The 24,790-nt window shown below is 62.6% G+C and carries 16 protein-coding genes and 3 pseudogenes; 8 read left to right on the forward strand and 11 right to left on the reverse strand.

The window, feature by feature from the left end; genetic code table 11:
* Nucleotides 1-146: pseudogene (locus tag BN996_RS00650) on the forward strand (integrase core domain-containing protein); the annotation flags it as partial.
* A gap of 135 nt (nt 147-281) precedes the next feature.
* Here BN996_RS00650 and BN996_RS00655 read toward each other — a convergent pair.
* From BN996_RS00655 to BN996_RS00665, 4 genes and pseudogenes are all read right to left on the reverse strand, one after another.
* Complete coding sequence (locus BN996_RS00655; protein ID WP_089776738.1) at nt 282-674, reverse strand: hypothetical protein; 393 nt, start codon at nt 672-674, stop codon at nt 282-284.
* A gap of 76 nt (nt 675-750) precedes the next feature.
* A complete protein-coding gene (locus BN996_RS19900; protein WP_167344080.1) occupies nt 751-900 on the reverse strand; it encodes a DUF7535 family protein in 150 nt (49 codons plus the stop codon).
* A gap of 107 nt (nt 901-1,007) precedes the next feature.
* Entirely contained in the window at nt 1,008-2,216 is a 1,209-nt protein-coding gene (locus BN996_RS00660) for an MFS transporter (RefSeq protein WP_089776739.1), read from the reverse strand.
* An 83-nt stretch (nt 2,217-2,299) separates the two neighbouring features.
* Nucleotides 2,300-2,858: pseudogene (locus BN996_RS00665) on the reverse strand (NAD(P)H-binding protein).
* A gap of 195 nt (nt 2,859-3,053) precedes the next feature.
* On the opposite strand from BN996_RS00665, the gene BN996_RS00670 reads away from it, so the two are divergent.
* From BN996_RS00670 to BN996_RS00680, 3 genes are all read left to right on the forward strand, one after another.
* A complete protein-coding gene (locus BN996_RS00670) occupies nt 3,054-4,067 on the forward strand; it encodes an NADP-dependent oxidoreductase (RefSeq protein WP_089776740.1) in 1,014 nt (337 codons plus the stop codon).
* 159 nt (nt 4,068-4,226) lie between these two features.
* Nucleotides 4,227-5,438, forward strand: a complete 1,212-nt coding sequence (locus BN996_RS00675) for an ABC transporter substrate-binding protein (RefSeq protein WP_089776741.1) — start codon at nt 4,227-4,229, stop codon at nt 5,436-5,438.
* Between the two features lie 84 nt (nt 5,439-5,522).
* Nucleotides 5,523-6,737 carry an ABC transporter substrate-binding protein gene (locus BN996_RS00680; protein ID WP_089776742.1) on the forward strand — a complete coding sequence of 405 codons (1,215 nt, stop codon included), beginning with the start codon at nt 5,523-5,525 and terminating at the stop codon, nt 6,735-6,737.
* Nucleotides 6,738-7,126: 389 nt separating this feature from the next.
* Here BN996_RS00680 and BN996_RS00685 read toward each other — a convergent pair.
* Together BN996_RS00685 and BN996_RS00690 are read right to left on the reverse strand one after the other, a co-directional pair.
* Nucleotides 7,127-7,345, reverse strand: a pseudogene (locus tag BN996_RS00685) (inorganic phosphate transporter); the annotation flags it as partial.
* An 842-nt stretch (nt 7,346-8,187) separates the two neighbouring features.
* The gene (locus BN996_RS00690) at nt 8,188-9,855 is read right to left on the reverse strand and encodes a histidine kinase N-terminal 7TM domain-containing protein (protein WP_089777278.1); all 1,668 of its coding nucleotides are present in this window, start codon (nt 9,853-9,855) and stop codon (nt 8,188-8,190) included.
* 473 nt (nt 9,856-10,328) lie between these two features.
* Between BN996_RS00690 and BN996_RS00695 the strand changes: the two genes are divergently transcribed.
* Nucleotides 10,329-11,129, forward strand: a complete 801-nt coding sequence (locus tag BN996_RS00695) for a UbiA family prenyltransferase (RefSeq protein ID WP_089777279.1) — start codon at nt 10,329-10,331, stop codon at nt 11,127-11,129.
* Between the two features lie 30 nt (nt 11,130-11,159).
* Here BN996_RS00695 and BN996_RS00700 read toward each other — a convergent pair whose 3' ends face one another.
* The 4 genes from BN996_RS00700 to BN996_RS00715 form a co-directional block, all read right to left on the reverse strand.
* Nucleotides 11,160-12,302, reverse strand: coding sequence for an ABC transporter permease (locus BN996_RS00700; RefSeq protein WP_042664973.1), 1,143 nt, complete (start codon nt 12,300-12,302; stop codon nt 11,160-11,162).
* Entirely contained in the window at nt 12,299-12,976 is a 678-nt protein-coding gene (locus tag BN996_RS00705) for an ABC transporter ATP-binding protein (protein ID WP_042664976.1), read from the reverse strand. Before BN996_RS00705 ends, BN996_RS00700 begins: the two co-directional genes overlap by 4 nt.
* Nucleotide 12,977: 1 nt before the next feature.
* Complete coding sequence (locus tag BN996_RS00710; RefSeq protein ID WP_089776743.1) at nt 12,978-14,168, reverse strand: COG1361 family protein; 1,191 nt, start codon at nt 14,166-14,168, stop codon at nt 12,978-12,980.
* A gap of 308 nt (nt 14,169-14,476) precedes the next feature.
* The gene (locus BN996_RS00715; RefSeq protein ID WP_089777280.1) at nt 14,477-17,539 is read right to left on the reverse strand and encodes a right-handed parallel beta-helix repeat-containing protein; all 3,063 of its coding nucleotides are present in this window, start codon (nt 17,537-17,539) and stop codon (nt 14,477-14,479) included.
* 394 nt (nt 17,540-17,933) lie between these two features.
* Here BN996_RS00715 and BN996_RS00720 point away from each other — a divergent pair, with 394 nt between their 5' ends.
* Nucleotides 17,934-19,493: a COG1361 S-layer family protein gene (locus BN996_RS00720; protein WP_089776744.1), complete on the forward strand. Its 1,560-nt coding sequence runs from the start codon at nt 17,934-17,936 to the stop codon at nt 19,491-19,493.
* A 28-nt stretch (nt 19,494-19,521) separates the two neighbouring features.
* Entirely contained in the window at nt 19,522-21,774 is a 2,253-nt protein-coding gene (locus tag BN996_RS00725; RefSeq protein ID WP_089776745.1) for an efflux RND transporter permease subunit, read from the forward strand.
* A 137-nt stretch (nt 21,775-21,911) separates the two neighbouring features.
* Here BN996_RS00725 and BN996_RS00730 read toward each other — a convergent pair whose 3' ends face one another.
* Nucleotides 21,912-23,489, reverse strand: coding sequence for a hypothetical protein (locus tag BN996_RS00730; RefSeq protein ID WP_089776746.1), 1,578 nt, complete (start codon nt 23,487-23,489; stop codon nt 21,912-21,914).
* A 509-nt stretch (nt 23,490-23,998) separates the two neighbouring features.
* Between BN996_RS00730 and BN996_RS00735 the strand changes: the two genes are divergently transcribed.
* Nucleotides 23,999-24,754 (forward strand): TrmB family transcriptional regulator, encoded by a 756-nt coding sequence (locus BN996_RS00735; protein WP_089776747.1) that lies wholly within the window; start codon nt 23,999-24,001, stop codon nt 24,752-24,754.
* Nucleotides 24,755-24,790 lie beyond the last annotated feature (36 nt).

The raw sequence follows: 24,790 nt of genomic DNA on the forward strand, positions 1-24,790 counted from the left end.
TGCGAGTCGACCGCTTCCATAATTCGTGGGTGGGCAGTCATGGGAGCGTCCGCGAGTGGTTTATACAATTTGCGCAATACTATAACTTCCACCGACCGCATCAATCGCTCGACGGACGAACGCCGGTTGAGGAGGTCACTAACTAGACAGTGCCCAACTATACGAACAGTATCAATTATTACGTATTCAATTGAACATGCATGTGTTTCCGAACATTCCGTTGGTGGGCGAGAGGGAGAGGCCCATGGCGAGTCGGCGGGATCGTGGGCCCGTCTCGACGCTCACGAGAAGGTGATATCGTCACCCTCGAAGTACACCTGGTGGGTGTCGGTGTCCTCAGCAGTTCCGTCGACATCGAGTTCTGTCGTGGCCGACGGTCCATCAGTCACGGCGACCGAGACGGCGTACGTTCCGTCGGTGTCGAACACGTTGTCGATCGACGCGTTCGGACGACCGTGACCCTCGACGACGGGCACGTCGAGACGCGTGGAGACCAGCGTCTCGCCGGTGGCGTCGGTGACAGTCGTCTCGACAGTGATTGGGGCGTCGTTCTGATTAACGAGCACGAGGTCGGGCGCACCGGCGGGTGACGTGCCGAAGCCGGCACATCCCGCGAGCCCGACAATCGCGGCGAGGCCGCAGTAGTGGAGGAGTGTTCGGCGGGGAACGGACATACCAGTCGGTCGGTCGGCCGGGTCGATAAAATTCGTTGTGCCCGATATCCGCCGGTCAACGCGTGGTTCGCCGTCTCTAGTGGAACGCTCTCCACAGCAGACCGAGGAGGATGAACGGCGCGAACGGTATCATGAGCACTGCAATCAAAGCGACGATGAGCGTCCCCATGAGCCCCATCTGGGTGTTCGAGTAGTCGGTTCGAACGGGGTTGACTGCGCGGGCCATACGTAGTCGTCGGTGTGCCTCATACATAAAGTGACTGAATAGTTAATATATAAATAGGCGAGCGAATCGAGGCGTTGGGACGGGTGAGAACAGCGCGGTTCGGAGGCTTACGCCCGAGTCGGCTCCGGCGCTCGAAGCGCCAAGAGCACGCCGATGACGGCGACGCCGCCCGCGGCGAGGAACGCCGGCGTGTACCCCGCGTAGTCGATGATAGCGCCGGCGGCGATGGGCGCGGCGAACGCGCCGAGGAGTCCGACGCTCGTCAGGAGCGAGACGGCCGTCGCCCGCACCGAGGGGGCGACGAGTTCGGCGATGTACGAGAAGATGAGTCCCGTCACGAGCTGGATGGCGAAGCCGACGACGACGACCGCGCCGACGACCGCACCGAGCCGCGAGACGAACGCGAACGCGACGACCGCCGGCGTTGCGACGGCGAACGACGAGACGATGACGCGGCGGCGGCGACCGCCGAACGCGCGGTCGGTCACCACGCCGCTTGTCGACCGCGCGACCGCCCCGATGGCGGGGAACAGCGCGGTCAGGAGGCCGCTCGCGGCCAGCGAAATCGAGAACTCGCTGGCGAGGAAGCTCGGCAGCCACGTGTTGACGAACAGGTACAGCGAGTAGGCGAGAAAGCAGAGCGCGCAGACGGTCCAGACCGCCCGGCTTCCGAACAGTTCGCGGAGCGCCGCCCCGTCGGGGGACGGCGCGTCGACACCGGGGACGCGGCGGCGAGTCGCGGCCGCGAAGAACGCGACCCCGACGACCGCGACCCCGGCGTACAGCGGGAGAATCGCGGGCCACCCGGCGACGTTCGCGATGAGCGGGCTCCCGAACTGTCCGAGGGCGAAGCCGACCGGCGCGCTCGCGGTGAACACGCCGACCGCGGTCGCGCGCTGTCGCGGGGGGACGGCGCTGCCGACGACGTTCGCGCCCGCGTTCCAGAACGTGACGTACGCGAGGCCGCCGAGCACCCGCGAGACGAGGAGCCAGCCGTACGCGCCGGCGGTGGCCGCGTACCAGCCCCAGCCGCCGGCGACGACGAGCGCGACGGTCGCCAGTCCGACCACGCGGCGCACGGAGAATCGGTCGAGGACGACGCCGATGGGGACGCTCGTGACGACCGCCGTCGCGTACATGATGCTCACGAGCCAGCCCGCCGCGCTCGAACTCAGTCCGAGCGAGTCCTGAATGGCCGGAAAGACGCTCGCCGGGGCGATTTCGTAGGCCGCGGCCGCCGTCGAAAGCAGGAAGAACCCGACGACTATCCCCAGCGTCTCGCGTCGCGTGCCCGTCGTGCCGCCATTCGTACTCACGGTTTCGCTAGCTGTTCGGCGAGGGAGTATGAAACCGCCTGATATCGGTCCGGTCCCGCGGTAGCCGCGGGCGCGTCACCGACTCAGTCGTCGCCCCGAAGCGCCCGCTCGATGGGCGTCTCGCCGCCCGTGAGCGTCATCGTCTCGCCGACGGTCCGGTCGATGTCCAGACAGGCGACGACCGTCTGTGCGACGTCCGCCCGCGGAATCTCGGGCGCGTCGCCGCCGAGGCCGTCGACAGCCAGCGAGACGGAGCCGGTCCCGTCCGCGTCGGTGAGCGCCGTGGGGCGGAGAATCGTCGCGTCGAGCGACGACTGTTCGAGGTGGTCGTCGGCGCAGCGCTTGGCGACCAGATCAGGCGTCGACCACCCGCCGAGCGCCCCAGAGGTCGACCGTGAGCGTCTTGTCCGCGCCGGTCGACCCGCCGGAGCCGGCGGTGAAGACGACCGCGTCGGCCCCGGCGAGCGCCGCGTCGAAGTCGCCTTCGAGGTCGCCCAGTCGCGGCTCGCCGCCGCGGTCGCGGACCGCCTCGAACTGCGACTCGTCGCGGACGACGCCGATGGGGTCGTGGCCGGCGTCCGCGAGTCGCGGGAGAAGCTCGCGTCCGATACCGCCGTTCGCGCCGATGACTGCGACCTGCATGGTTCGGCGGTTCGTAACCGGTCCGACGCAATAGGGGCTTGGTTCGGCGAAGGTGTAGCGGTCGTTCGTCGAGGGTGGCGTGAGGGTGGGCCGCGCGACGGGAGCGCCGTCGACCGACGCCCGACGCCAGTCTGTCGAACCGGACGGTGCTGCTGGAACCGACACCGTCCTTGGTCCGCGGGTCCGTGTTCGGGTATGCGCGATTCGAACCGCGAGTGGATTCTCGCCGAGCGACCCGAGGGAGAGCCGGACACGGACAGCTTCGAACTCCGCGAGGGGGAACGACCCGAACCGCGACACGGCGAACTCCTCGTGCGCGTGCGATACCTCTCCGTCGACCCGTACATGCGCGGCCGGATGCGAGACGCGGAGTCGTACGCCGAGCCGTGGAGCGTCGGCGAGCCGATGCAGGGGGCCGTCGTCGGCGAAGTCGTCGAAAGCGAGAGCGACGCCTACGACGCCGGCGACGTCGTGACCGGCAACGGGGCGTGGGCGGACTACAGCATCCTCGACGCCAGCGAGGTCGCGCCCGTCGACCCGTCCGTCGCTGACCTCCCCGCCTATCTGGGCGTGCTCGGAATGCCCGGCCGAACGGCGTACTTCGGCCTGCTCGACGTGGGCGACCCCTCGCCCGGCGAGACGGTCGTGGTGTCCGGGGCCGCCGGCGCGGTCGGCTCCGTCGTCGGCCAGATTGCGAAACTGAACGGCTGTCGCGTCGTCGGCTTCGCCGGCTCCGACGAGAAGGTGTCGTGGCTCACCGACGACCTCGGCTTCGACGCCGCAATCAACTACAAAGCGGTCGACGACTACCGGGCGGCCCTCGACGACGCCGCGCCCGACGGCGTCGACGTCTACTTCGACAACGTCGGCGGCCCCATCACCGACGCGGTGTTCACCAAGCTGAACCTCGACGCCCGCGTCGCGGTCTGCGGGCAGATCGCCCACTACAACGACGAGGGCGTGCCGACCGGCCCGCGGAAGCTCCCGCAGCTCATCGCGCCGCGCGCGAAGGTCCAAGGGCTTCTCATCGGCGACTACGCCACCCGATTCGGACGGGCGAGCGAACGGCTCGGGGCGTGGGTCGCCTCGGGCGACCTCGAACACCGCGAGACCGTCGTCGACGGGTTGGAGAACGCGCCCGACGCGTTCCTCGGCCTGTTCTCCGGCGACAACATCGGCAAGCAGGTCGTCGGCGTGTCCGAACCCTAGCCCGGCTTCGACGCCGGGCGTCGTCGGGTCGACACCCTAAATCTGAGACTCGATACCGAACGCGCGCCGAGCGGCTGCACCGAGTCGGAATCGACACCAGCGCCGGTCACCACCGAGGAACCGAAGTGATTATATTAATTTAGGCTAGCCTAAAAACACATGCCAAGTGATGACGAGGGACGTGAGGGACCGACGCGACGAGACTACGTGAAATACGGTGGCGCAGTTCTCGGGGGCGGGTTACTGGCCGGTTGTTCGCAGCGCGATTCGGCCGCGACGCAGACAGAGACCGCACCGTCGACCGAGACCGCGACGGCGATAGAGACGACCACGCCGGAAGACGCGCCGTACACGGTGACGATGGCTCCCGCCGGCGACGTCGCGTTCGACGCCGTTCCGGAGACGTGGATGGCGTACTACAGCAACTACGGCGACATGGGAATCGCTCTCGGCAAACTCGATTCGCTGCAGGCGCTCGTCTACCGCGACGGCTGGCCGCTGCAGTTCTACGACACGCTTCCCGGCGTCGACGTCTCGTTCGACGGCGTCCGTCAGCTCTCGTCGGGGACGTTCGACAAAGAGGCGTTCTACGAACTCGACGCCGACGTACACCTGCTCGACCCCCACTTCGTCGGTCTGAAACACGACGGCTTTTCGGCCACGGACTTCGACGAAATCGCGTCGAACGTCGGCCCGGTCGTCGGCAACTACATCCGACGGCACGGCGAGGACTGGCACGACTACGAGTACTACTCGCTGTACGAGGCGTTCGAGAAGGTCGCCGACGTATTCCAAGAGCGAGAGCGGTACGAGGGGCTACGGACGGTCCACGACGCGCTCATCGCCGACCTCCAGGCGAGCCTACCCCCGGAGGGCGAACGCCCCGAAATCGGCCTCATCTCGTCGTTCTCCGACTTCTCGGAGGGGTCGCTCGACGCGTACCCCATCGGCGCTGGAAACGGGAAAAAGCAGTACCAAGACCTCGGCATCGTCGACGGGTTCGGTCCCCACATCGACGGGAGTTACGCGAGTTGGGACTACGAGCAGTTGCTCGAAGCCGACCCGGACATCCTGGTCTTCCCGTACGGCTTCGCCAGTCTCTCGCACAGCGAGTTCGAGACGCGGATGGACCGGCTTCGCGACCACCCACTCGGCCAGCGGCTCACCGCGGTGCAAACCGACCGGCTCTACCGCGGCGGCACGTCGTATCAGGGGCCGATTATCAACCTCATCCAGACCGAAATCGTGGCCAAGCAGTTCTACCCCGAGCAGTTCGGCGCGTGGGACGGCATCGAGACGCTTCACGACGAGGACGCACAACTGTTCGACCACCAGCGCGTCGCCGACATCATCCGCGGAGCGGAGTCGTAGGCCGACTGTTCAGATCGTGCTAATCGTTTTTAGTCTCACCTAAATTTCGAAGCAGCTATATCGTTTTAGGTGGGCCTGATTCACATGAGGAACGACGAGAACACGGGGGCGACGCGGAGAGACTACCTGAGGTACGGCGGAGCGCTTCTGGGCGGCGGGGTGCTCGCGGGCTGTGCCGGCCAGTCGGGCGATGCGGCTTCGACGGCGACCGCGACCGAGACGGAAACCACCGAGGCTGCCACGGAGACGCCCGAGTCGAGCTACGCGGCCGAGTTGTCGCCGGTCGGGACGGTCACGCTGGACGAGCCGCCGACGAACGTGTTCACTCATTTCCCGTGGTTCCCGGACATGGCGAGCGCGCTCGGACGGGGCGACACCGTCAACAACCTCTGGTGGGACGGCACCGTCGCGGGGCTGGAGTACTTCACTGCCGGCTTCGACGGCTTCGAAATTGAGTGGGCGGACGCGGCGGGCGAGTACGGCTTCACGAAAGAGCGGCTGTACGAACTCGACAGCGACCTCCATCTCGTCGACCCCGCGTGGGTGACCGCGCAGGACAACTGGAACCGAGCCGACGTCGACGAAGTCGCGGACAACATCGGCCCGTGGTTCGGCAACTACTACAGTAACTTCAACGCCGCGCCCCCGGAGGAGTGGGCCGACGGCTACGAGTACTACGACCTCTGGGAGCTGTTCGAGCGCGTCGCGTCGCTGTACGGCGAGCGCGAGCGCTACGAGGCGCTCCAGTCCGTCCACGACGACCTGCTCGGCACCGTCGAAGACGGCCTTCCGACCGAGTCCGAGCGGCCCACCGCCGCGTACCTCTCCGTCTCGACGGACCTGTCGAGCATCTATCTGCTCCGCCTGAACGCGCCCGGCTACTGGAACTCCCACACCCGGCCGCTCGGCGCGGTCGACGCCTTCGGCGGCGCGGAGTTCACGGGGCCGTTCCAAGAGGTCGACATGGAGGCGCTGTTAGAGGCCGACCCCGACGTGATTCTCGCGTTATGGACCGTCACGGAGACGTTCGACTTCGACGGGCTGAAGCGGAATCTCCGAGACGACCCCGTCGGCCGCGAACTGGCGGCCGTCCAGAACGACCGCGTCTACCCGCAGGGGACGCGGTGGCAGGGGCCGCTGATGAACCTGTTCCAGTTGGAGATGACGGCCAAACAGCTGTATCCCGACCAGTTCGGCGCGTGGCCGACCTACGAGGACGGCGACGACTACCCGGAGTTCGGAGACGACGAGCAGTTGTTCGACCACGGACGGGTCGAAGGGATTGTCACAGACGGCTAACCCGTCACAGCCTGTCGCGTCAGCAGTCCTCCACGAATATTGTTTGAAATATACTATTCTAATCGCCATGAGGAAGGTTGGAATCGGACGAAATTACAGAGTAGTCAGATGCGTCTCAGATTCGAGTAGAACCGATATCAGTACATTATACACGTACAAAACCCACATGAAACATATTTCCGATATTTTTTGACCTATTTACCTTCTGAAGTGCATATAACCATGTAGTTATCAATATTAATTTGGATACTACGAGTGTTCGTGTCGAAATTGTCGAATTTGATTGTTTTTATAATTGTGGTGATTCAACCACTCTACTATTGTCTGTTTTTCACAATATTTATCATCTGTCGACGAGCGTGGTTCGCAAACCGGAAACACGACGAGGTCGTTCCCATCGCCCCGGTGACGTTCGCCCCCTGGAGGGTCGCACCCGCGAGGCCGAGGAGCCCGACGATGAAGCCCGCGCGCATCACCGAAATCGCGTTGGCCCCGACCGCGGGCGCAAACGGCGTCGACCCCGATGACCCGGCTCCGATCGCCCACGCCACGAACAGACTTGCGACTACGGCTATGACGACTGTTGCGAGCCCGCCGAACGCGACCATGTACCAGCCGGGTCTGCCGGCCCGTATTGAACGTACTGTTCGTCGGCGACCTGAATCGGACGCTGACAATTGCGTAATACTGGTATTACTGAATTACCATGGTCGTTCAATACATATCTGTGCTGTCGAACTAAACGCGGGCACGGACCGAACGCCGCGTGGGCGCGAGATTGGGTTACAAATTTATGCGTGTAATTTCTGGTCGCGTACACGCTCATCGCGTCGCGCCTCGCGGGGACGCGTCGACTCCCATCACATATCGCGTACCACAACGGGCGAAAATCATGGACGGATCACCCACATCTATAATCGCAATAAAGTTACTGTTACCCGAATTAGTAATTCGATCGACTATTACTCGCCAATGAATTCGGTTATATTCGAATACATTGTTGTTATTTTAATCTTGTAGCTGGGTATTACTGAATTAACAGGGCTAAAATAGCATTCTTTCTGTAATCTGGACGTCTACGCGGTCGTGTCGCTAATATACAGTTCACATATTTAGAATGTAGGGTAGACCGTAGTTATCCGAAGGAAAGTATAAAATATACAATATGCTCTGCGCCACGGCCGATGCGTCTCGAACGCGACTGTGGCTTTCGGTGCCCCCGCCCGTCGTCGGATTAGCATGCGGTGTTCTGTCATACCAACAGGAATAATATCGCAGTGCGTCCTTGTCTGACTGCGGAACTCCAGCGGGGCCGCCGAATCGAACCGATACGGCGTGAGAGTGTCGTACCGGAGCGTAGCCTGTGTGACGCAGGTTGTGTCTGGCGACCGTACGCACGGTACGCGACTCTCTTCTGCTGTCAGTTCCGACGCGCCGGTCGGAGACATCGTCATCCGCGACCGTCGTCAGTCGCGGGCGAGTCTCCGCCGTCAGCGGCCGAATCCGCTCGGTTCAGTCGAATTCGGACTTGCGTGCCGGACTCGGACGCCCGGACACTAAGCGTCCCGTTCGAACGGGAGACGATCCAGTACACTAACCACAGGCCGATTCCGGAGCCGTGCTCCAGATCCGTTTCTTCTCCGGCCTCTAACACGGCGAATTCGGACGGTGGTAAACCCGGACCGTTATCCTCGACGATGATCGTCGCCGCTGTCGGAGAGAGGTCCGTCGTGACGCGCACGGTGATCGGGTCGTCGCCGGCGTGGTGAGAGACGGCGTTCTCGATCAACTCAGCGAGTGCGAGATCGAACCGAGGATGCGCGTCAACGACGACGTCATCGACGTCAAACGAGACGTGCGTCAGCCACTCGGCCGAGACGCTTTGTTCGACCTTGGATAGATACTCGTCGAGCGGGCGTTGATCCGTCTCGGTATACGACAACACCGTTTCGATCTTCCTCGCTTTCGCCGCCTGTTCGACGACTTTCATGGCGCGCGTATGGATGCGATCTGCCGACTGAGCGGTCTCACCACTCGTCGAGTCTCGAATGATGGCCGCGAACCCCGCAATCACGTTGAGGTCGTTTCGAATGTTATGTCGGAAGATACGCGAAAGGACCTGCTTGAGGAGGTCTAATTCCTCTTCGCGCTCCTTGAGGGCCGTGATGTCGCTCAACACGACGATTTTCCCGGTCACTCCCCGACCGTAGATGATCTCCGATGTCTCAATCGAGAACGTCCGCGTTCCACCGGATATCTCTAATTTGACGACGCCGGAGCCTTGCGCGTCCGCAGACACCGTGGAGCCACAGATGAACTCCTCGATTTTGGTTCCGATGAGACTCTGTTCTGACAGTCGGACCCCGGCTTGATTCGCATCGACGATGTAGCCGGCGGCGTTGACCACGAAGATGGGGTCGGTGATCTCTTCGAACGTCTGCTCGCGAGCGACGGGTACGAATTTCAGTAACCCGTGTTCCCGAATCGAATACGCAAAGAAGAGTCCGGAACACGAGTACAAGACGGACGTAGGGTCGAAATAGATTGGGACGAGCCCCGCGACCTTAACGAGCGTTGAGCCGACGAGCATCGAGAACACGACCAAGAGATAGACTGTCTGTCGACGCTGCGTGCCGTTCGTCCGAAGCAACTCTCCGACGAACATGCCCGCGGCCAGAAACACGAGAAGGTAACCGTATATCTTCGTCACGAGAACCTTCAGGGGGCCGTCGAAAATTGGAAAGTGTAAGATTCCGTCCGCGGTCACGTAGTACGCACTCGTGAACACCAGTTCGTACGGATTGAACCAAGAGAGGATAAATAAGAGTACAATCGGAGTGAACAACGCATAAACGGCGGTTCTGGAGGCCGTTTGTTTGAAAACGAACTCGTAGGCGAGTAAGAAAAGCGTCACTGCGGCGGTCGGAATCATCACCCAGAAGAAATTCGCAACCGCGAGCGTGAGCTGCGGGTCCGGAATGAGGGTAAACGTTGCGAACAGTAACGACCACAGACCCCCGGTTGCCATCGAAAGGATAAACCAGATGACACCCGGTTTGTCACGTTCCTGCCAGAGAAGCTGACAGTTCACGACCGATGGGACCACCCCAAGGTACATCAGAGAGATAGAAATCTCGGGAGTGAGCCATCGGTCAAGCACGTATTCTATACCAGTATTATCGATCTAATTATTCTTTTGGGGCATCTGTAATATAATGCACAATTCCGCATGGAAGGCGTAGTCTAGTTCCGTCAGTACGAAAAGCGGGAAGAGAGGCGGATGGGTTCGCGAAAACGCTCGCAGAGTTGGCCTCGGTGCGGGCACCGGTTCGGTTCGAATCGCAGTTCAGACGGTGGTTCGAATGCGGCGAACGCGGCAGTCGGGCGGCGGCGATGACACCGCTACCGCTCGGGACCGTTCGGAGGGGAAACGACCGCACGGCCGAGCACACGACTTCAGTCGTGGCGGTGACCAAACAAGTATAGTACGAGCGGCGAGATAGTCCTGAGAGATGAACAGTACGGACTGGTTTCAATGGCTCGGACCACAGGTCTGCCGCAACGGTGGCTCTCGGGGGGGAACGCGCTGAGATGAGAGTGGCAGACGCTCGATTCCTGTTTTTTCAATTGAACATCTGGTTGTGTCTGCTATCGGCCGCGATGGTTGCGATCTCGGGAGTCGCGATGGGAGTCGACCCCCGCTCGATCGGAGGCGGGCTCCTGCTCGCACCGCTCCTGTTTTATTTCATATACGTCGAAGACCGACGAGGGGGGACGGCCGAAGACGAGATAAACCAACCGCACCGGACGAGACTCGTGCGACGGTACCAGACGGAGCTACTCGCGACGGAACTGCTCGCGCTACTCGGCTACGAGCTAGTGGTCTGTCTGCTGGTGTTTCAGACGGCGACCGCGAACGTCAGCGATTTACTATTTGCTCAGGTTCCCCTCGTCGTGCTCGGAAGCTACGGCTGGCTGAAGCGCTATCCGACTCTCGATTCCATCGGCGTCGGGTTCACTTGGGCGTTCGTCGCCGTCTTTTCGGTCGTCGCAGCGACACACCAGCAGTATTCACTCGAAGGGGTGGCGGTCTTCTTCGGGTGGTTTCTGATCACCGCCGCCGGGGTCGAGTCCCGCAATATCCAAGATATCACCGGCGATACACGCGCCAACAAAACCACGCTCGCGGGGTACTTGGGGCCCCGAACGGCGTCGCTGTTAGTCCGACTCCTCAAGGCGGGCGGCGTGGTCGTGTTCTGGGTCGTTTCCGGGACGTTCGTCGCCGGGCTCGTTCTCTGTTACTTGCTCGCGCTCTCGGTGTTCCGCCGTCTCACGCGACTACACAGACGGAACGCGTCGTCCGAGACGGGGCAGCACTCCACCCACGGGTGAGGCCGCGGGCGGCGACTCGCGGCAGGCGGGTCAGCCTCGCAACGCGTCGACCGGCCGGTCGTTCGCCGCTTTCCACGCGGGGTAGACCCCGCTGAGGATGCTCGCGACGACGGCGAAGCCGAACCCGTACACCAGATACTGGGCACCGCTCCACTGCAACGCCCCAAGCGGGTTTCCTGTAATCATCTGGAAGATGGCGAGCCCCGCCGCGAGCGAGAGTGCCACGCCGATAAGGCCTCCGAGCGCGCCCATCAGGGCGGCCTCCGTCAGAATCATCCGAAGCACTTCGGAACGCCGAATCCCGACCGCACGGAGGACGCCGATTTCGCCGCGGCGTTCGACAGTGCTCATCAACATCACGTTGAGGATGGCGACGCTCGCGACGACGAGCGAGATGCCGCCGATTGCCAGCAAGGCGAGCGAAAGCGTCTCCAAGAACCCGCCGACTTGGCCTGCGTTGCCGAACGTGTTGATGCTGAGTTCCTCTTCGTCTTCGGTGTTGAAGTACTGGTCTAACTCCCCGCCGATCTCGGTCGCGGTCGAGCTATCCGCGGCGACAATCGTCACGACGTCGTAGTGGTTCTGCTCGGAGAGCGCGGACTCGGGCAACACGAGTTCGCCGCCGCCGAAGCCGAACGCGTTTTCTTCCTCGATTAAGCCCTGCACGCGGTACAGTTGGCCGTCGTATTCGACGGGGTCACCCTCCTCAATCCCGAGGGTGGTCGCGGTGCTGTTGCTGAGCAGTGCGCCGCTCAACAGCCGGGAGGGCGCTTCGCCCGAGGTGAGGTTGTACAGCGCGGCCGCGTTCGTCACCCCGGTGACGCTCACCCGCACCTCCCGTCCATTTCGCGACGAGACCGACGTCGAGTTCGTCTTCTGGGGGACCACCTCCGCGTCGGTCACCAGATTCCGCATCGTATCGACCTGGTCGTCGGTCACCCCGTCCGTGTCGCTGTCCTGACCGGACGTTATCGACACCTCGTTACCGATGCTCCCGAGTTGCGACGTCGCTTGTTGCTGAATCGCGGCTGTCGCCATCCCGAGCGAGCAGATGGAGACCACGCCGATGATGATGCCGAGGGCGGCCAACACCGTCCGCAGTTTGTTCCGGCCGAGGTTTCGCCACGCCATCTGGACGCTGGGGAAGCGCCAGAGGAGGTCGACGACGCTCATCTCTCGACGACCTCTTTGACCACGCCATCGACGAGCCGAACGGAGCTGTCGGTGTACTCCAGCATCTGTTCGTCGTGCGTGACCGCGACAATCGCGACGTTTTCGTCCTCTTTTAAGCGAGTCAGCTCGCTCAGAATCGTCTCTCCGGTGTCTTGGTCGAGGTTCCCCGTCGGCTCGTCGGCGAGGAGGATGTCCGGCTCGTTGATCAGCGCCCGCGCGATGGCGACGCGCTGTCGCTGTCCCCCCGACAGCTGGTCGGGTCTGTGGTCGAGTCGGTCACCGAGACCCACCCGCTGAAGGAGGTCTTGGGCGCGGTCGTGCCGGTCGACAGAGGTGTCCCACATCGACGGAAGCTCGACGTTTTCGGTCGCGGTCAGCATCGGCAACAGATGGAAGTCCTGAAACACGAACCCGATTCCGGACCGCCGCTCTTCGGTCAGTTCGTCCTCGGAGAAGTCGGTCACGTTGCGACCGTCGAGATGGACCGTCCCCTCTGTCGGGGTGTCGAGCAGTCCGATCATGTTCAGCATGGTACTTTTCCCGGACCCCGACGGGCCGATGATCGTCACCATCTCACCGCGTTCGGCGTGAAAGTCGACGTGGTCGAGCGCGGCGATGACCTCCTCGCCGTTCTGGTAGCGTTTCACGACGTCAGTGAGTTCAATGACACTCATGCTAGTGCTGGCGCCAGCGATAGATGCCAACCCCGCCGACCACGACGATCACCAGAACGCCCCCGATGATGGGCAGCGGAAGCTGGGACCCACCTGACGACGACTCGTTCGAACCCGGGCCCTGATCGGACTGGGGACCGCCGGCGACAGGCGCGGTGCCGCTCGCATCGAGTGGCACCTGCTGTGTCGTCGTCACGCGGTCGCCGTCGACGATGTAGGACACCTCGATGGGGACGGAGGTCGGCTCGCCGCTGAGCTGTGCGGTCACGTCGAACGTGGCGAACTCGCTGGCCTCCACGCGCCCGACGAAATAGCCGCCGGACGGCGAGCCGTGGGACACGTTTGCCGTCTCCTTGACGGTCAGTAAGACCGAGCTCGCGTCCGTGTTCCCGACGTTCGCGGCGTCGCCCTGTATCGTGACGGTTCCGGCGCTTCGCGTCGTCTCGATGCTCGTCAGTTGAATCTCGCCGGGAACCGACTCGTCGTCTATCTCCTCCGACAGCGAGCTCGTGTACGTCTCTCCGTCAACGACGTACGTCGCGGTGAACTGCACGACTTGGTCGCTCAGGTCTGCGGTGTCAAACACGACAGAGCGGTTCACGTCCGGGCCGAGGTCCGCGGTGTATTTCCGGGCGACCTCGGAGTCGTTCACCGACGCGACGATTTCGACTTCCGAGAGGTCCGTGTTCCCGTAATTTGTCAGCTCCACTTCGATGGTATCGTTCGTCTGGTCACCCACCGAGAGACCGGCCCGAACGTCTCGCCTGTCGACGTTCACGATGACCGGGTACTCCACGTTAACGACGTTCCCGTTTTCCTGGCGGCCGGAGACGTGGACTCTGAGCTGTTTTTCCCCGGCGCTCGCGAACGTGGTGGACAGCGGCACGTCGACTGACCCACCCGGACCGAGCGTTCCGAGATTGTTCGCTTCGGCGACGATGACGCCTCCCGACCGGAGGGTGACCTCTCTGAGGTCCACGCCGCCGGAACTACTCTCGAAGTTCGAAACGGTCGCTCTGACCGTGACCGACTCACCGACGTATGGATCATCCGGCTCGACCGTCGTCGAGTTAACCACGATTTGACCCGACTGTGCGCTCACCGCCGAAATCCCTCCGACGAGTACGCTCGTGACGGCCAACAGCGTGACCGTCGCCGCGATAGCGGGCCGAACACCGCGTCCGCCGGTCATACGCTCGACCCGGTCGCCGCGCTCGTTTGGCGACCGCTGTCGGTTCGTTCTCGGAGCCGAACCGACCGCGTCACCGGTGTCTGTCTCTTGGAGGGCCGATCGATCAGTGGGACCATCTGGTTGCGTCGCTCCATTTCTACAGAACAAATCAGTGAGCCAAGAATAAATGAGTCTTTTCACTACTTAGACCCAAATCCTCCAGACATGCCGCCGCAGTCGACGGTTCTGACACCCGTGCGTCGGTCTCAACACGCCGTCGACGCCTAGGCGAAAAGACAGAACACCGAACGGTCGTCCCCGACGAGATGTCAGGTCCGAGTCGCGACGAGATACGCGGTGGCGGTGAGTCCGGCCCAGAGTATCCCGGCGACGCCGGCGACGAGCATGAGCCGGTTCGACCCGACGACGCCGGCGACGAGCCAGACCAGAATCCCGAGCCCGGCGAGTAGCTGGACGAACAACCCGCGCATCGGAACGGGCTGGCTTCGAACCGTCCGAACCATTCCATACCCGCCGAAGAAAAGCGCGGCCAAGAAACAGCCACCGCCGAGGATGCCCCACCCGGAGAGCAGTCCGGTCCCAGAGGTCGCCCCCGGCTCACGCTCGGGCAGGGCCGCGGCGGTCTCGGTGGAACTCGCCGACTCCGAGGCGGCCGCGGGTCCCGGGCGAATCCACGCCGTCGCGAATTCGTTGCTGTCGATTCCGAGGCCGTCTTCGACGGAGAGTATGACCGTAAGCGTCTCGTTCGGCATGCGGACGCCGAGTCCGGCGCGCTCCCGTGTCGTGTGGCTCGTCCCGTTAACGACGAAATGGTACTCCGAGACCGAACCGGTCTCCACGGTGCTTTCGCCCCCCGAGAGTTGGATTCGACTCCCCGGGGACGCCGTCGACGGCGCACTGAGCCGCGGGGTCGGCCGTCGGTAACGCTGACCGATCGGGGCGTCCGCGACCGGGATGAAGTCGACCCAGCCGTTGGTTATCGTGATTTCGTCGCCGTCGCCTTCCGGGAGGATAGAAGAGTGATACGGCCCGCTCGCGGCCCCCCAGTAGTTCGACTCCGCGTTGACGGTCCGTATCGAATCGGTGACGATACGCGCCGTCGCGTTCGCCGTGATGAGCCGGGAGATGTTAATCTCCATCCCGGTGTCGTGGCCGTAGACGTCGTTGTTAGCGATTCGGTAGCTGTCGGCGTCCGCCCCGCCGTACGAGAGCTCGACGCCTGTCGGCAGCGTGTCGTCGACGCGGCGGATATCGACCGCACCCTCGGCCGTCGACCGGGTGTGACTCACGCCGTCGGTGCGAAGGACGGCGACCGTGTCGTCCCAGAGCGTTGCGATTTCGATCTGTTGTCGCAGTTGCGGGTTCGCAACGAGTTCCGCGAACGGAGCGTCGACGTCGCTCTGGTCGAGAATCGCACCGCGGGACCCCTCGGCGATGTAGATCCCGGTACCGGGGTCGACACCGGCAACCGGCGGCGGCCGGACGTTCGCATTCGTGTTGAACACGATGTCGTTGTTCCGAACCGTCGCGTTCAGCGTGCCGCGAGCCACGAGTCCGTAGCCGTTCGCGGCGATGACGTTGTCAGACACGTTGAGTTGCCCGCTGTGGGTGAGCGGACTGGAGACGAGGAGCCCGGCACCACCGTTGTTGGCGAGGCGGTTCCCCGCGACGGTGACCCGGTGGACAAGGAGGTCCGAGCGGACCGTCAGTGCGTGGCCGCGGTTGTCGGCAATCGTGTTGTTGGTCGCGACGAAATCGCGGGCCAATGCGCGCACGGACAGGTCGAGGCCGTCGCCGCCGTTCTCGGCGATTCGATTCCGTGACAGCGTGACGTTTCGAACCACGTGGCTGTTGATCGCGACCCCGTCCTCGCTGTTGTTGAGAACTCGGTTCCCTGTCACCCGACCGTTCCTGATAGCCCAATTGGAGAGCGCGACCCCGTGTTGGCCGTTTTCGCTGATCACGTTGTCCGTGAGCCACAGTTCGCCCTCGCTCGTTTCGGACTGGATTTCGAGCCCGTTGCGGTCGTTGTCGACCAACTCGTTCCCGCGGAGCGTCACTCGCGTGACTCCACGGTCTCGCCGTTCCGACTGCCGAACGCGAATCCCCGTCGTCGACCGCGAAATCCGGTTGTCGGTCGCGACCAGCGTCGTCTGTGCCCGCGTCTCGACGTGGATGCCCGCGTCGCCCGCGTGCATGCTGTTACCACGGAAACTGCCTTCGCTCTGGGCGGCCCGTATCGCCACACCGTCTCCCCGCACGTCGGCGAACCGACTGTCGCTGACCCGGATGCCGGTGACGATATCCGCGTCGGCGAACAGCCCCGCGCCGTCGATCGCATCGAACTCGGAGTCGTGGACGGTGATCCCGCGGACGCGCGTGAGGTCGGTCGGCGGCGCGTACGCGAACGGCGTCGTCTCCGCTCCGACGACGTACATCGCGTGGACCCCGTCCGATAGCTGCGGGACTCGGCGGTCGAGCAGACTGACCCCGACCGGGTACACCCCCCGCGTCCGCGGGTTCACGACCCCGTCGAACTCGACGACGAGTCGATCTCGACTCGAAATATACTCCGATTTCGAGAGCGAAATTTCCACGTGACGCCCGCTGACCGACACGTCCGAGACGGCGTCGTCGAACGACTGGTCGATCTCCCCATCGCTGTCGGTGTCGAGGCCAATGCGACCGAGCGACTCGGACCCGACGTTTCTCACCGACCGTGCGCTCGGGTACCGCAGCCGAATCGTCTCCATCGAGACGCCGACGCCGGGGGCGAGTCTGAGCGTGTGCCGTGCGGTCCGGTTCCGGCGTCGGTCCGTCGAGTCGAGTTCGATTTCCTCGACGGCCCCGATCGACGGGCTTGCGCGGATGGCGTGGCCGCCGATCTCGGAGAACGTCGACCGCGTTATCGTCACCGGGGGCGTCGTCGTGCCGTTAGCGGAGATTCCAGCCTCGGCGAAGTTTTGCAGCCGCGAATCGGTGACGGTGACTGACCCCTCGCCGCTCGTGGTCGTAACCCCGCTTCGACCGCCTCGTAACGTCGTATTGCGTAAGGAGAGCGTCGATGACTCCGAGCCGTTGTATCGAATCGTCTCCCACCTTACGTCCCCGGAACTCGCACTCTGCGTGATCAGGACCGGCCGCGTTTCGGTGCCGACCGCGTGCAACGACCCCCGGACCGTCAGCGAGACTCCCTCTGCGAGTTGGACCTCCGTTCCGGGCCGGATGGTGAGCGTCGCGCCGGGTTCGACAGCGACGTCCCGAATGAGTCGATAGGGGCCGCCGTCTTCGGTCCACGTCGCGTCCGACTGGATTGGTGACTCGACGAACGTGACCCCGGACGGTGCCGCCACGGCCGATCCGCTCAACATGGGTGTGAAAAGCGCACAGACGACGACGAGCGCCACGGCCCACGGGGTCAGTTTGTTAGTCACCACGTTTGTCTTACACTCAGATAGGTCAGGATACGGATTTAGCTTTCGCCTTCGCTGAGTTACACGTCGTCGGCCCGAGGCCGATGCCGATACTGCGCCTATTAGTGTCTAGCTATATACAAAATCGATCTTATAGAACGACCGTTCGATAGAGTTTTACGCCTCAACGAATCACCTCTCAGGTGTGAAATCGAACGTCGGAAACAGCGAAGACTCGGTTACTCGACTGACGAGTGGGCAGTTAGAAAATTAACATATTACCACGATGGTACGGAACAAATCAGCGATACTCCTTTGTGTGCTAGTAGTAACGTCAATCGCGGCGGTCCCGGTGTCGGCCGAGAGTTCGGTGTACGGCAATCCGGAACTCTCGCTAAGCGTGTCGGACAACACCTACAGGTCGAGCGAGTCCGCCACGCTGTCGATCGTCGCGAGTAACAACGGACGGCTCGAACAGGGCGGACCGGCGCAGTACGAACAGGAGGTCCAGACTGCGCAGAGCGTCCAGATGAAGGTTCTCGAAGAGCAGATCGACGCGCCGATCGACGTGAAAACGGGGACCGTGACGGCGGGCGCAATCCCGGACTCGGGAACCGGCCGCTTCGATTTCAACATCGAGATCGGTGCCGCCGAGCCGGGAACTTACGAGATTCCCGTCGAGGTACAGTACAAGTACGTCCGGATGGTCACGTACGGCAACGTCGATGGCCCGGAATACGTGTGGCGGACGGTCACGAAAGAGAAGTCGGTGACGGTCGAAGTCGAAGACCGTCCGCAGTTCGAGGTCGTGAACGACGACAACAACGCGGTGTTCGCCGGGGACACCGGCCAGCTTTCGTTCACGCTCGAAAACACGGGGACGCGAACCGCCACGTCGTCGTCGGTCCAGCTCACGACGCAGTCGCCGACGATCTTCTTCGGAACGACGCAGAACCCGCAGTCGTCGACGAGCCTGTACGTTCCGTCGCTCCAACCGGGTGAGCGGGCGAACCTCTCCGTCCAAGTCGGTGCGGCGGGAGAAACCCAAGCCGGGTCGTACCCCGTCAACCTCGCCGTGTCGTACGAGAACCAAAACGGAGTCACCGAGACCTCGGATACGCTGACGACCGGAGTCACGGTCAACCCCGAGCGAACGTTCGAGATCAGAGACATCGAGACGAAACGCTTCAGAGTCGACGAGGGAGAGGCGAAGATCAACGCGCAGGTCGTGAACACGGGCAGCGGCTCCGTGAGCAACGTCGCCGTCCGTATCGGTGACACAGCCGTTGTGACGCCGACGAACGGCGAGTCCGCAATCGGTGACCTCGGACCGGGCGAGTCCCAGCCGGTCTCCTTTACCGTCTCGATTCCGGCGAGCGCCGAGCCGGGGACGAACACGTTCCCGTTCATCGTCGAATACGAGAACCAAGACGGCGACGTGAGAACGACGTCGTCGCCGATTCGCAAGTCGATCTCGATCGGGGCGGAACAGGACCCGTTCACGGTCGTGAACGTCAGTACGGCCGTCTCGCCGGGGACGACCGAGACGGTGGACGTCGAGGTGCAGTACAACGGTGAAGAGCCGATCTCGGCGGCGAACGCCAAGCTCTTCGTGAGCGATCCGATTTCGACGTCCGACGACGGTGCGTATCTCGGCGAGATGCAGCCGGGAGAAACCAAGACGGCGACGTTCACCGTCAGCGCCGGCTCGGAAGCGATCGTCAAAGCCTACGACGCCTCGGTCGAGGTCCGGTACGACGAGGCCGACGGCGACACGAAATACACTGACGGCCTGCCGGTCGGCATTGCCCTGTCCCCGTCGAGCGGTGGACTCCCGATCCCGATGTCGGTAATCGGTGTTCTCGCACTCCTCGGGATCGGAGCGATAGCCGTCGTCTACCGCCGTCGATGACGGATCATGGACGGGACAAGGAGTAACCATGGATAAGCTACGCGAGGTATTCAGCACGGTCGGAAGACAGGTCCAACAGCGACCAGTCGCAGTGCTGCTCCTCGCAGTCCTGCTGATCTTCGGAGCGTTCGGCGGTGCTGCGCAGATCACGAGCGTTACTGGCGACGCTGCATTCGTTGCGGACAACCCAACGTTCGACGCGTTTACGGAATCGTTTGACCGAGGCAGCATTGCCGTTCTCGTACGTGGGGATATTTCGGAACCGCAGACACTCCACGCGATCGACCGCGTCGACCGGCAGATGTCGACGAAGGCGAACGTCCAGACCGTAACGAGTCCGGCAGACCAGGTCCGTCAAGAGTACGGCCGAATCCCCGATTCGGAGGCGAAAATTCGGAGCGTTATCGGATCACCGGACTACACGGTCGTCCAGATCGTCTTCGATACGGGGCTCTCTCAACAGGACGAACGCCCCATCTACACGCAGGCCGTAGAAGCGACTGACTGGGCGGAGTTCCCCGCCGGGACGACGGTAACCGTCACTGGCAGTGCCGCGTTCTCTGCACAGCTTTCGACGCTCATCCAGCAGAGTACACAGCAGTTACTCGGCCTCGCGATCGGGCTCATGGTCGTGGCGCTGTTCTTCTTGTTCCGCGGCGTCCGCCTCCGTCTCCTCCCGATTGTCGCCGTCTTCGTCGGCGTCATCTACACGTTCGGAGCGATCGGATACGCTGGAGTCCCCAACTCGACAATGACCAGCGCGGTCTTCCCCATCTTGATCGGGCTGGGCATCGACTACTCCGTGCAGTTCCACGAGCGGTACGAGGAAGAACTCGAAAACCATCCGCCGCGCGAAGCGCTTCCGCAAGCGCTTGGCGGGATCGGCCCACCGGTCTTCGTCGCTATGCTCGCCGCCGCCCTAGGGTTCGGAGCGACGTGGGTGTCGACGTCGTCGCCGTCGATTATCTGGTTCGCCCAGACCTCGATCTTCGGCGTGCTTCTCACCTTCGTCGCGGGGATTCTCGTTCTCCTCCCGCTTCTCACCCTCTGGGTTCGCCGGCGGGACGACTCGACGGGCGAAACGCCGACCGAAGACGACGCTCCGACGACGGCCGAAACGACGCAGTCCCAAGGCGACTCAGATCGCGTCGGCCTCGTTGGAGAACTGCTCGGCCGTTCGGCGCGGACGCTCGCGAGTCATCCAGTGCTCGTCCTCAGCATCGCGCTGCTGATCGCTCTCGTGGGCTTTCAGGCCGGCGGGTCACTCGACACGCTCGCGGATACGGAAGGGTTCATCCCGCAGGACCTCCCCGCGTACACCGACCTCCAACAGTTCCGCTCTGTCGCCGGGGGCGGTTCGAGCACGAGTTACGACGTGCTCGTGACCGGTACGAATCTCAAACACCCGACAACATTGCAGTGGATGCTTGACTTCGAGCACATCGCAACACAGGCCCCGCTGGTACAAGGCGTCGATTCGCCAGCGACGCTGATTAAACAGCACAACGGGGGCCAAATCCCCCAAACCGAGAGTGGCGTCAAGCGCGTGCTCGAAACCATCCCCGAGAGACAGAAACTCCAGTATTACAACGATGGGCGTGCGCACATCATGGTCTACTCCGCACGGGATATGACCACCCAGCAGGCCCTCTCGTTCCTTGAGAACACGCGCGAGTCGATCGCGTACAGTAGTCCGCCGCCCGGAGTGACGGCGGACATCACGGGAACCGCCGCGATTGCGACGCCCTCCATCGTGGAGCAGATCAACTCACGAAACGTGACGACCGGACTGGGAGTCCTGTTCGTGTTCGTCCTGCTCCTCCTGTACTATCGCAATCTGGTGAAGGCTGTTGCGCCGCTCATCCCGATGGTGTTCGTCATCGGCTGGCAGAACATCTACATGTATCTGCTGAACATCCCGGTTTCGCCACTCGGTGCGAGTCTCGGGGCGATGACTGTCGGGATCGGTGCGGAGTACACCATCATCGTGATGGACCGATACTACCAAGAGAAGCAGCAGGCGGGCGTCAGTCGACTCGATGCCGTTCAGACCGCAGCCACTCGGGTCGGAAAGGCGATCAGCGTGTCGGGAATGACGACTGTGTTCGGCTTTTCGGCGCTGGTGTTGTCGCCGTTCCCGATTCTCAGCGGGTTCGGCTTCCTGACCGTCGGCGTCGTGTTCCTGACCCTCATCGCGTCGCTGGCGACACTCCCCCCGACGCTCGTCCTCTTGGACTCGATCTCCGAGCGCGTGACCGCCATCCGCTCGTCGCGAGTGTGACGCTCCCCCGCGTTTCTTACCATCCCCCGCGCTAACGCGCGAGGGGTTCGCCGTTGAGGTCGGTGACCGACGCCCGGAGGCAACGAACGGGGTGAGAAACGCCAACCCTCACGGAGCATCGGCGATACCCTCTCGGGTCACGTTCCGAGGGACTCGCCTCGCGTAACTGTCGAAATCAGGTTTCTAACCGCCTCGACGAGCGTGTCGATGAGTCCGTCAGACGAGGGCTCCGAGGGGACGCTGGGTAACGGCGTGTTCGTGCGCACCGAGCCGGCTGGAGTCGGCGTCGACGCGTTCGGTTCGTCGGCCGTCGCGTTCGGTGGTGCGACCTGAACCGTCTCGATATGCTCTCTCCCGGTCGAATCGGTCACACGGACCCGAACACGCGCCGGGTACCCGTCCAGTTGGAGCGTTTCGTTGATAGTAACGTCGCTGGCCACGCCCCCACCGTAAATCTGCGCTAAATCGACGGTGTCGCCGGCCGGTCCGACCGTCTCGGCGTACACGCTGGTAACGCGGCCATCGTACACGCGACCCTCGACGTGGACCCGGCCGTCGCTGACCCGAATCGCGTCCGGCTGGAGTTCGATGGCCGGTTGCACGAGCTGCGTGACGTTCACCGCGAGTTCTCGTTTCGTCGCGTTGCCGGTGGCGTCGTCCGCAACGATGGTGATGTTCCGACGGTCTCCCGTGATCGGTATCGTCCTCGTGAACGTGTGTTCGATTGGCCGTGCACCGATTGGCTTCGGTTGGACCTCGTAGTTCAACCCCGAGCCGTCCGCCGAGCCGCGACGAACACCGATCGAGCGGATGCCGACCGCGTCCGTCACCCGAATGGTCAACCGAACCGCCGAGCGTGTTTTGACGAGGCTCTGGTTGAGTATCTCAATCGACGGCGGCGTCTCGTCTTTGACGTAGATGTTGACATTGTACTGACGACGGTGGCCGCGCGAATCGAGCACCGTAATCTTGAGACTGTTTTGGCCAGCGCCCACGCTGTCGTCGAACGGCCCTAGCCGAAGCGGTTTCGAAATCGACGTGTTCGGATCGTCGATCACGACCCGCTTTCGGAAGCCCCAGGGAGTATCGATACCCTGGCCGTGATACCGCAGTTCGATCGACACCTGCTCGACGTCCGAGTGGTCGTAGAGCGTCCCGTCGAGGCTGATTCGAGACCGATTGATCGTATAGTTGTTCTCGGGGGTTTCGTAGATACTGGTGTTGCCCGTCCGGAACGGCGACGTGAACACCAACGCCGGGGCGATCGAATCCTCGATTATCGTTGCCCTGTGGGTCGTGGTTCTCCCGCCCTCCTTTACGAGAACCTCCAGATCGTGCTCGCCAGCGTTCACATCGAGCGTTGACGTTTCCTGGACCGCGGTGCTGTTCGGCGTATATATCCGTCGGCTGTCTCCATCCACGCGGACGACGAGCAGTTCGATTGCCGCTGAACTGTTTGCTCGAACCGTGAGTTCGGGGTTGTCGCCGGTCGTAACCGTGTCCCCGTCGGCCACAGTCCGGTTTTCGATAACCAGCGTCAGACTCGGCTCTGAACGGTCGGTCGAATTGTTCCGTTCGACCTGCTGGTGTGTGTCCGAAACATCGATAGCCACGTCTCCAGTTGTCGTCGATGGCTCCGCCGCGGCGGTTACTCCTGCAGTAAAAGAGAGTATCAGTAGAACTGCGGCCGCCCAACCCACGTGCTTGGAGTCCATGTTCGAATACACTAGCCAGTGGGCGTTTCGAAGATAAATCTACAGACCCAACTATCATCGTTGAAATTCGGAGCAGGACTAACGGAGACGGACCCGAAGATACGGAGCGATACGGTCCCGAAATCGGGAGCCGCCGACCCAAGATGAAGTGGTGCTGGCCTGTCGTTGCGAGTAAGCAAATCGGTGTAGATTACTCGCGTTACAGCCATCAAACAACTGGCCGCGAACACGACTAGTTGGGTCGATCCGGTGACTGCCCATACAGAGGCTGGCTTGACGCCAACCTTTCTTATCCTCAAATCCATCGATACTAATCTATTTCGGTCTCAAGTCGCCTCTCGGGCAGTCCTCTCTGTCGAGGGAGGATTGAACGTCCCGAGATGACGTACGACTAGGTCCGTCTGGCCAAGCACCTTCCGCATCCATGTGGGAGCCCCACGCAACGAAAGAGCGGAATCAAGGGAGACAAATACCCAAACCGCTACCACTCTCCGAGAGGTAGTTCACCCATGAACAACAGCGAAGCGATCGACGCGCTCATCGAGCTCGGTCTGTCTACGTATGAGGCGCGGGTGTTTACCGCACTGATCGAACTCGGTGAGGGAACGGCCCGCGAGGTTGCGAAGACGTCGGACGTCCCCCGTTCGCAGGTGTATACGACGGCAAAAGAACTGCAGTCGCGAGGGTTCATTAGCGTCCAACAGGCGAATCCACAGGTATTCCAACCGATATCGCTGTCCGAGGTCGAGTCGCAACTCAGTCGCGAATTCGCATCCAAGCGTGACACGGCGTTCGACCGGCTCAAGACGCTCGAACGGCAGACCGCACCGGCGGCCGAACAGAACGAAGACGTGTGGACGATCACGGGCACGCCGGCGATCATCGGCCGGGCCAGCCAACTCATCGACGAAGCCGAAACGCGAGTGATCTACGGTGCCGAGAGCCTCGGTCATCCGGATGCCGAACTCCTGAGTACAGTCCGCTCGTGCTGTTCGCGCGACGTCTCGGTACACCTGCTTCAGGATAGCGACCAAGAGATTTCGGACCAGTGGCGAGAGATCGACTGCGTGTCCGCCGTGTCGATCCCACCGCAACAGTCCAAAGGCGACCACGCAGTGCGGCTGTTACTCGTCGATTCGGATAGCTTCCTCCTGAGTGTCCGCAGTAACCGATCGGCACCCGAGATCGCGATTTGGAGCGCAAACACGACGTTCGCCGAGGCGTTCTCACAGCTCCTCACGAGCAGTCTCCCCGTTCCCGAGTGAACAGCTCTCTGTCTTCCGGGCTCGCTTAGGGTGACG

The organism is Haloferax massiliensis (assembly GCF_001368915.1).
Taxonomy (GTDB): domain Archaea; phylum Halobacteriota; class Halobacteria; order Halobacteriales; family Haloferacaceae; genus Haloferax; species Haloferax massiliensis.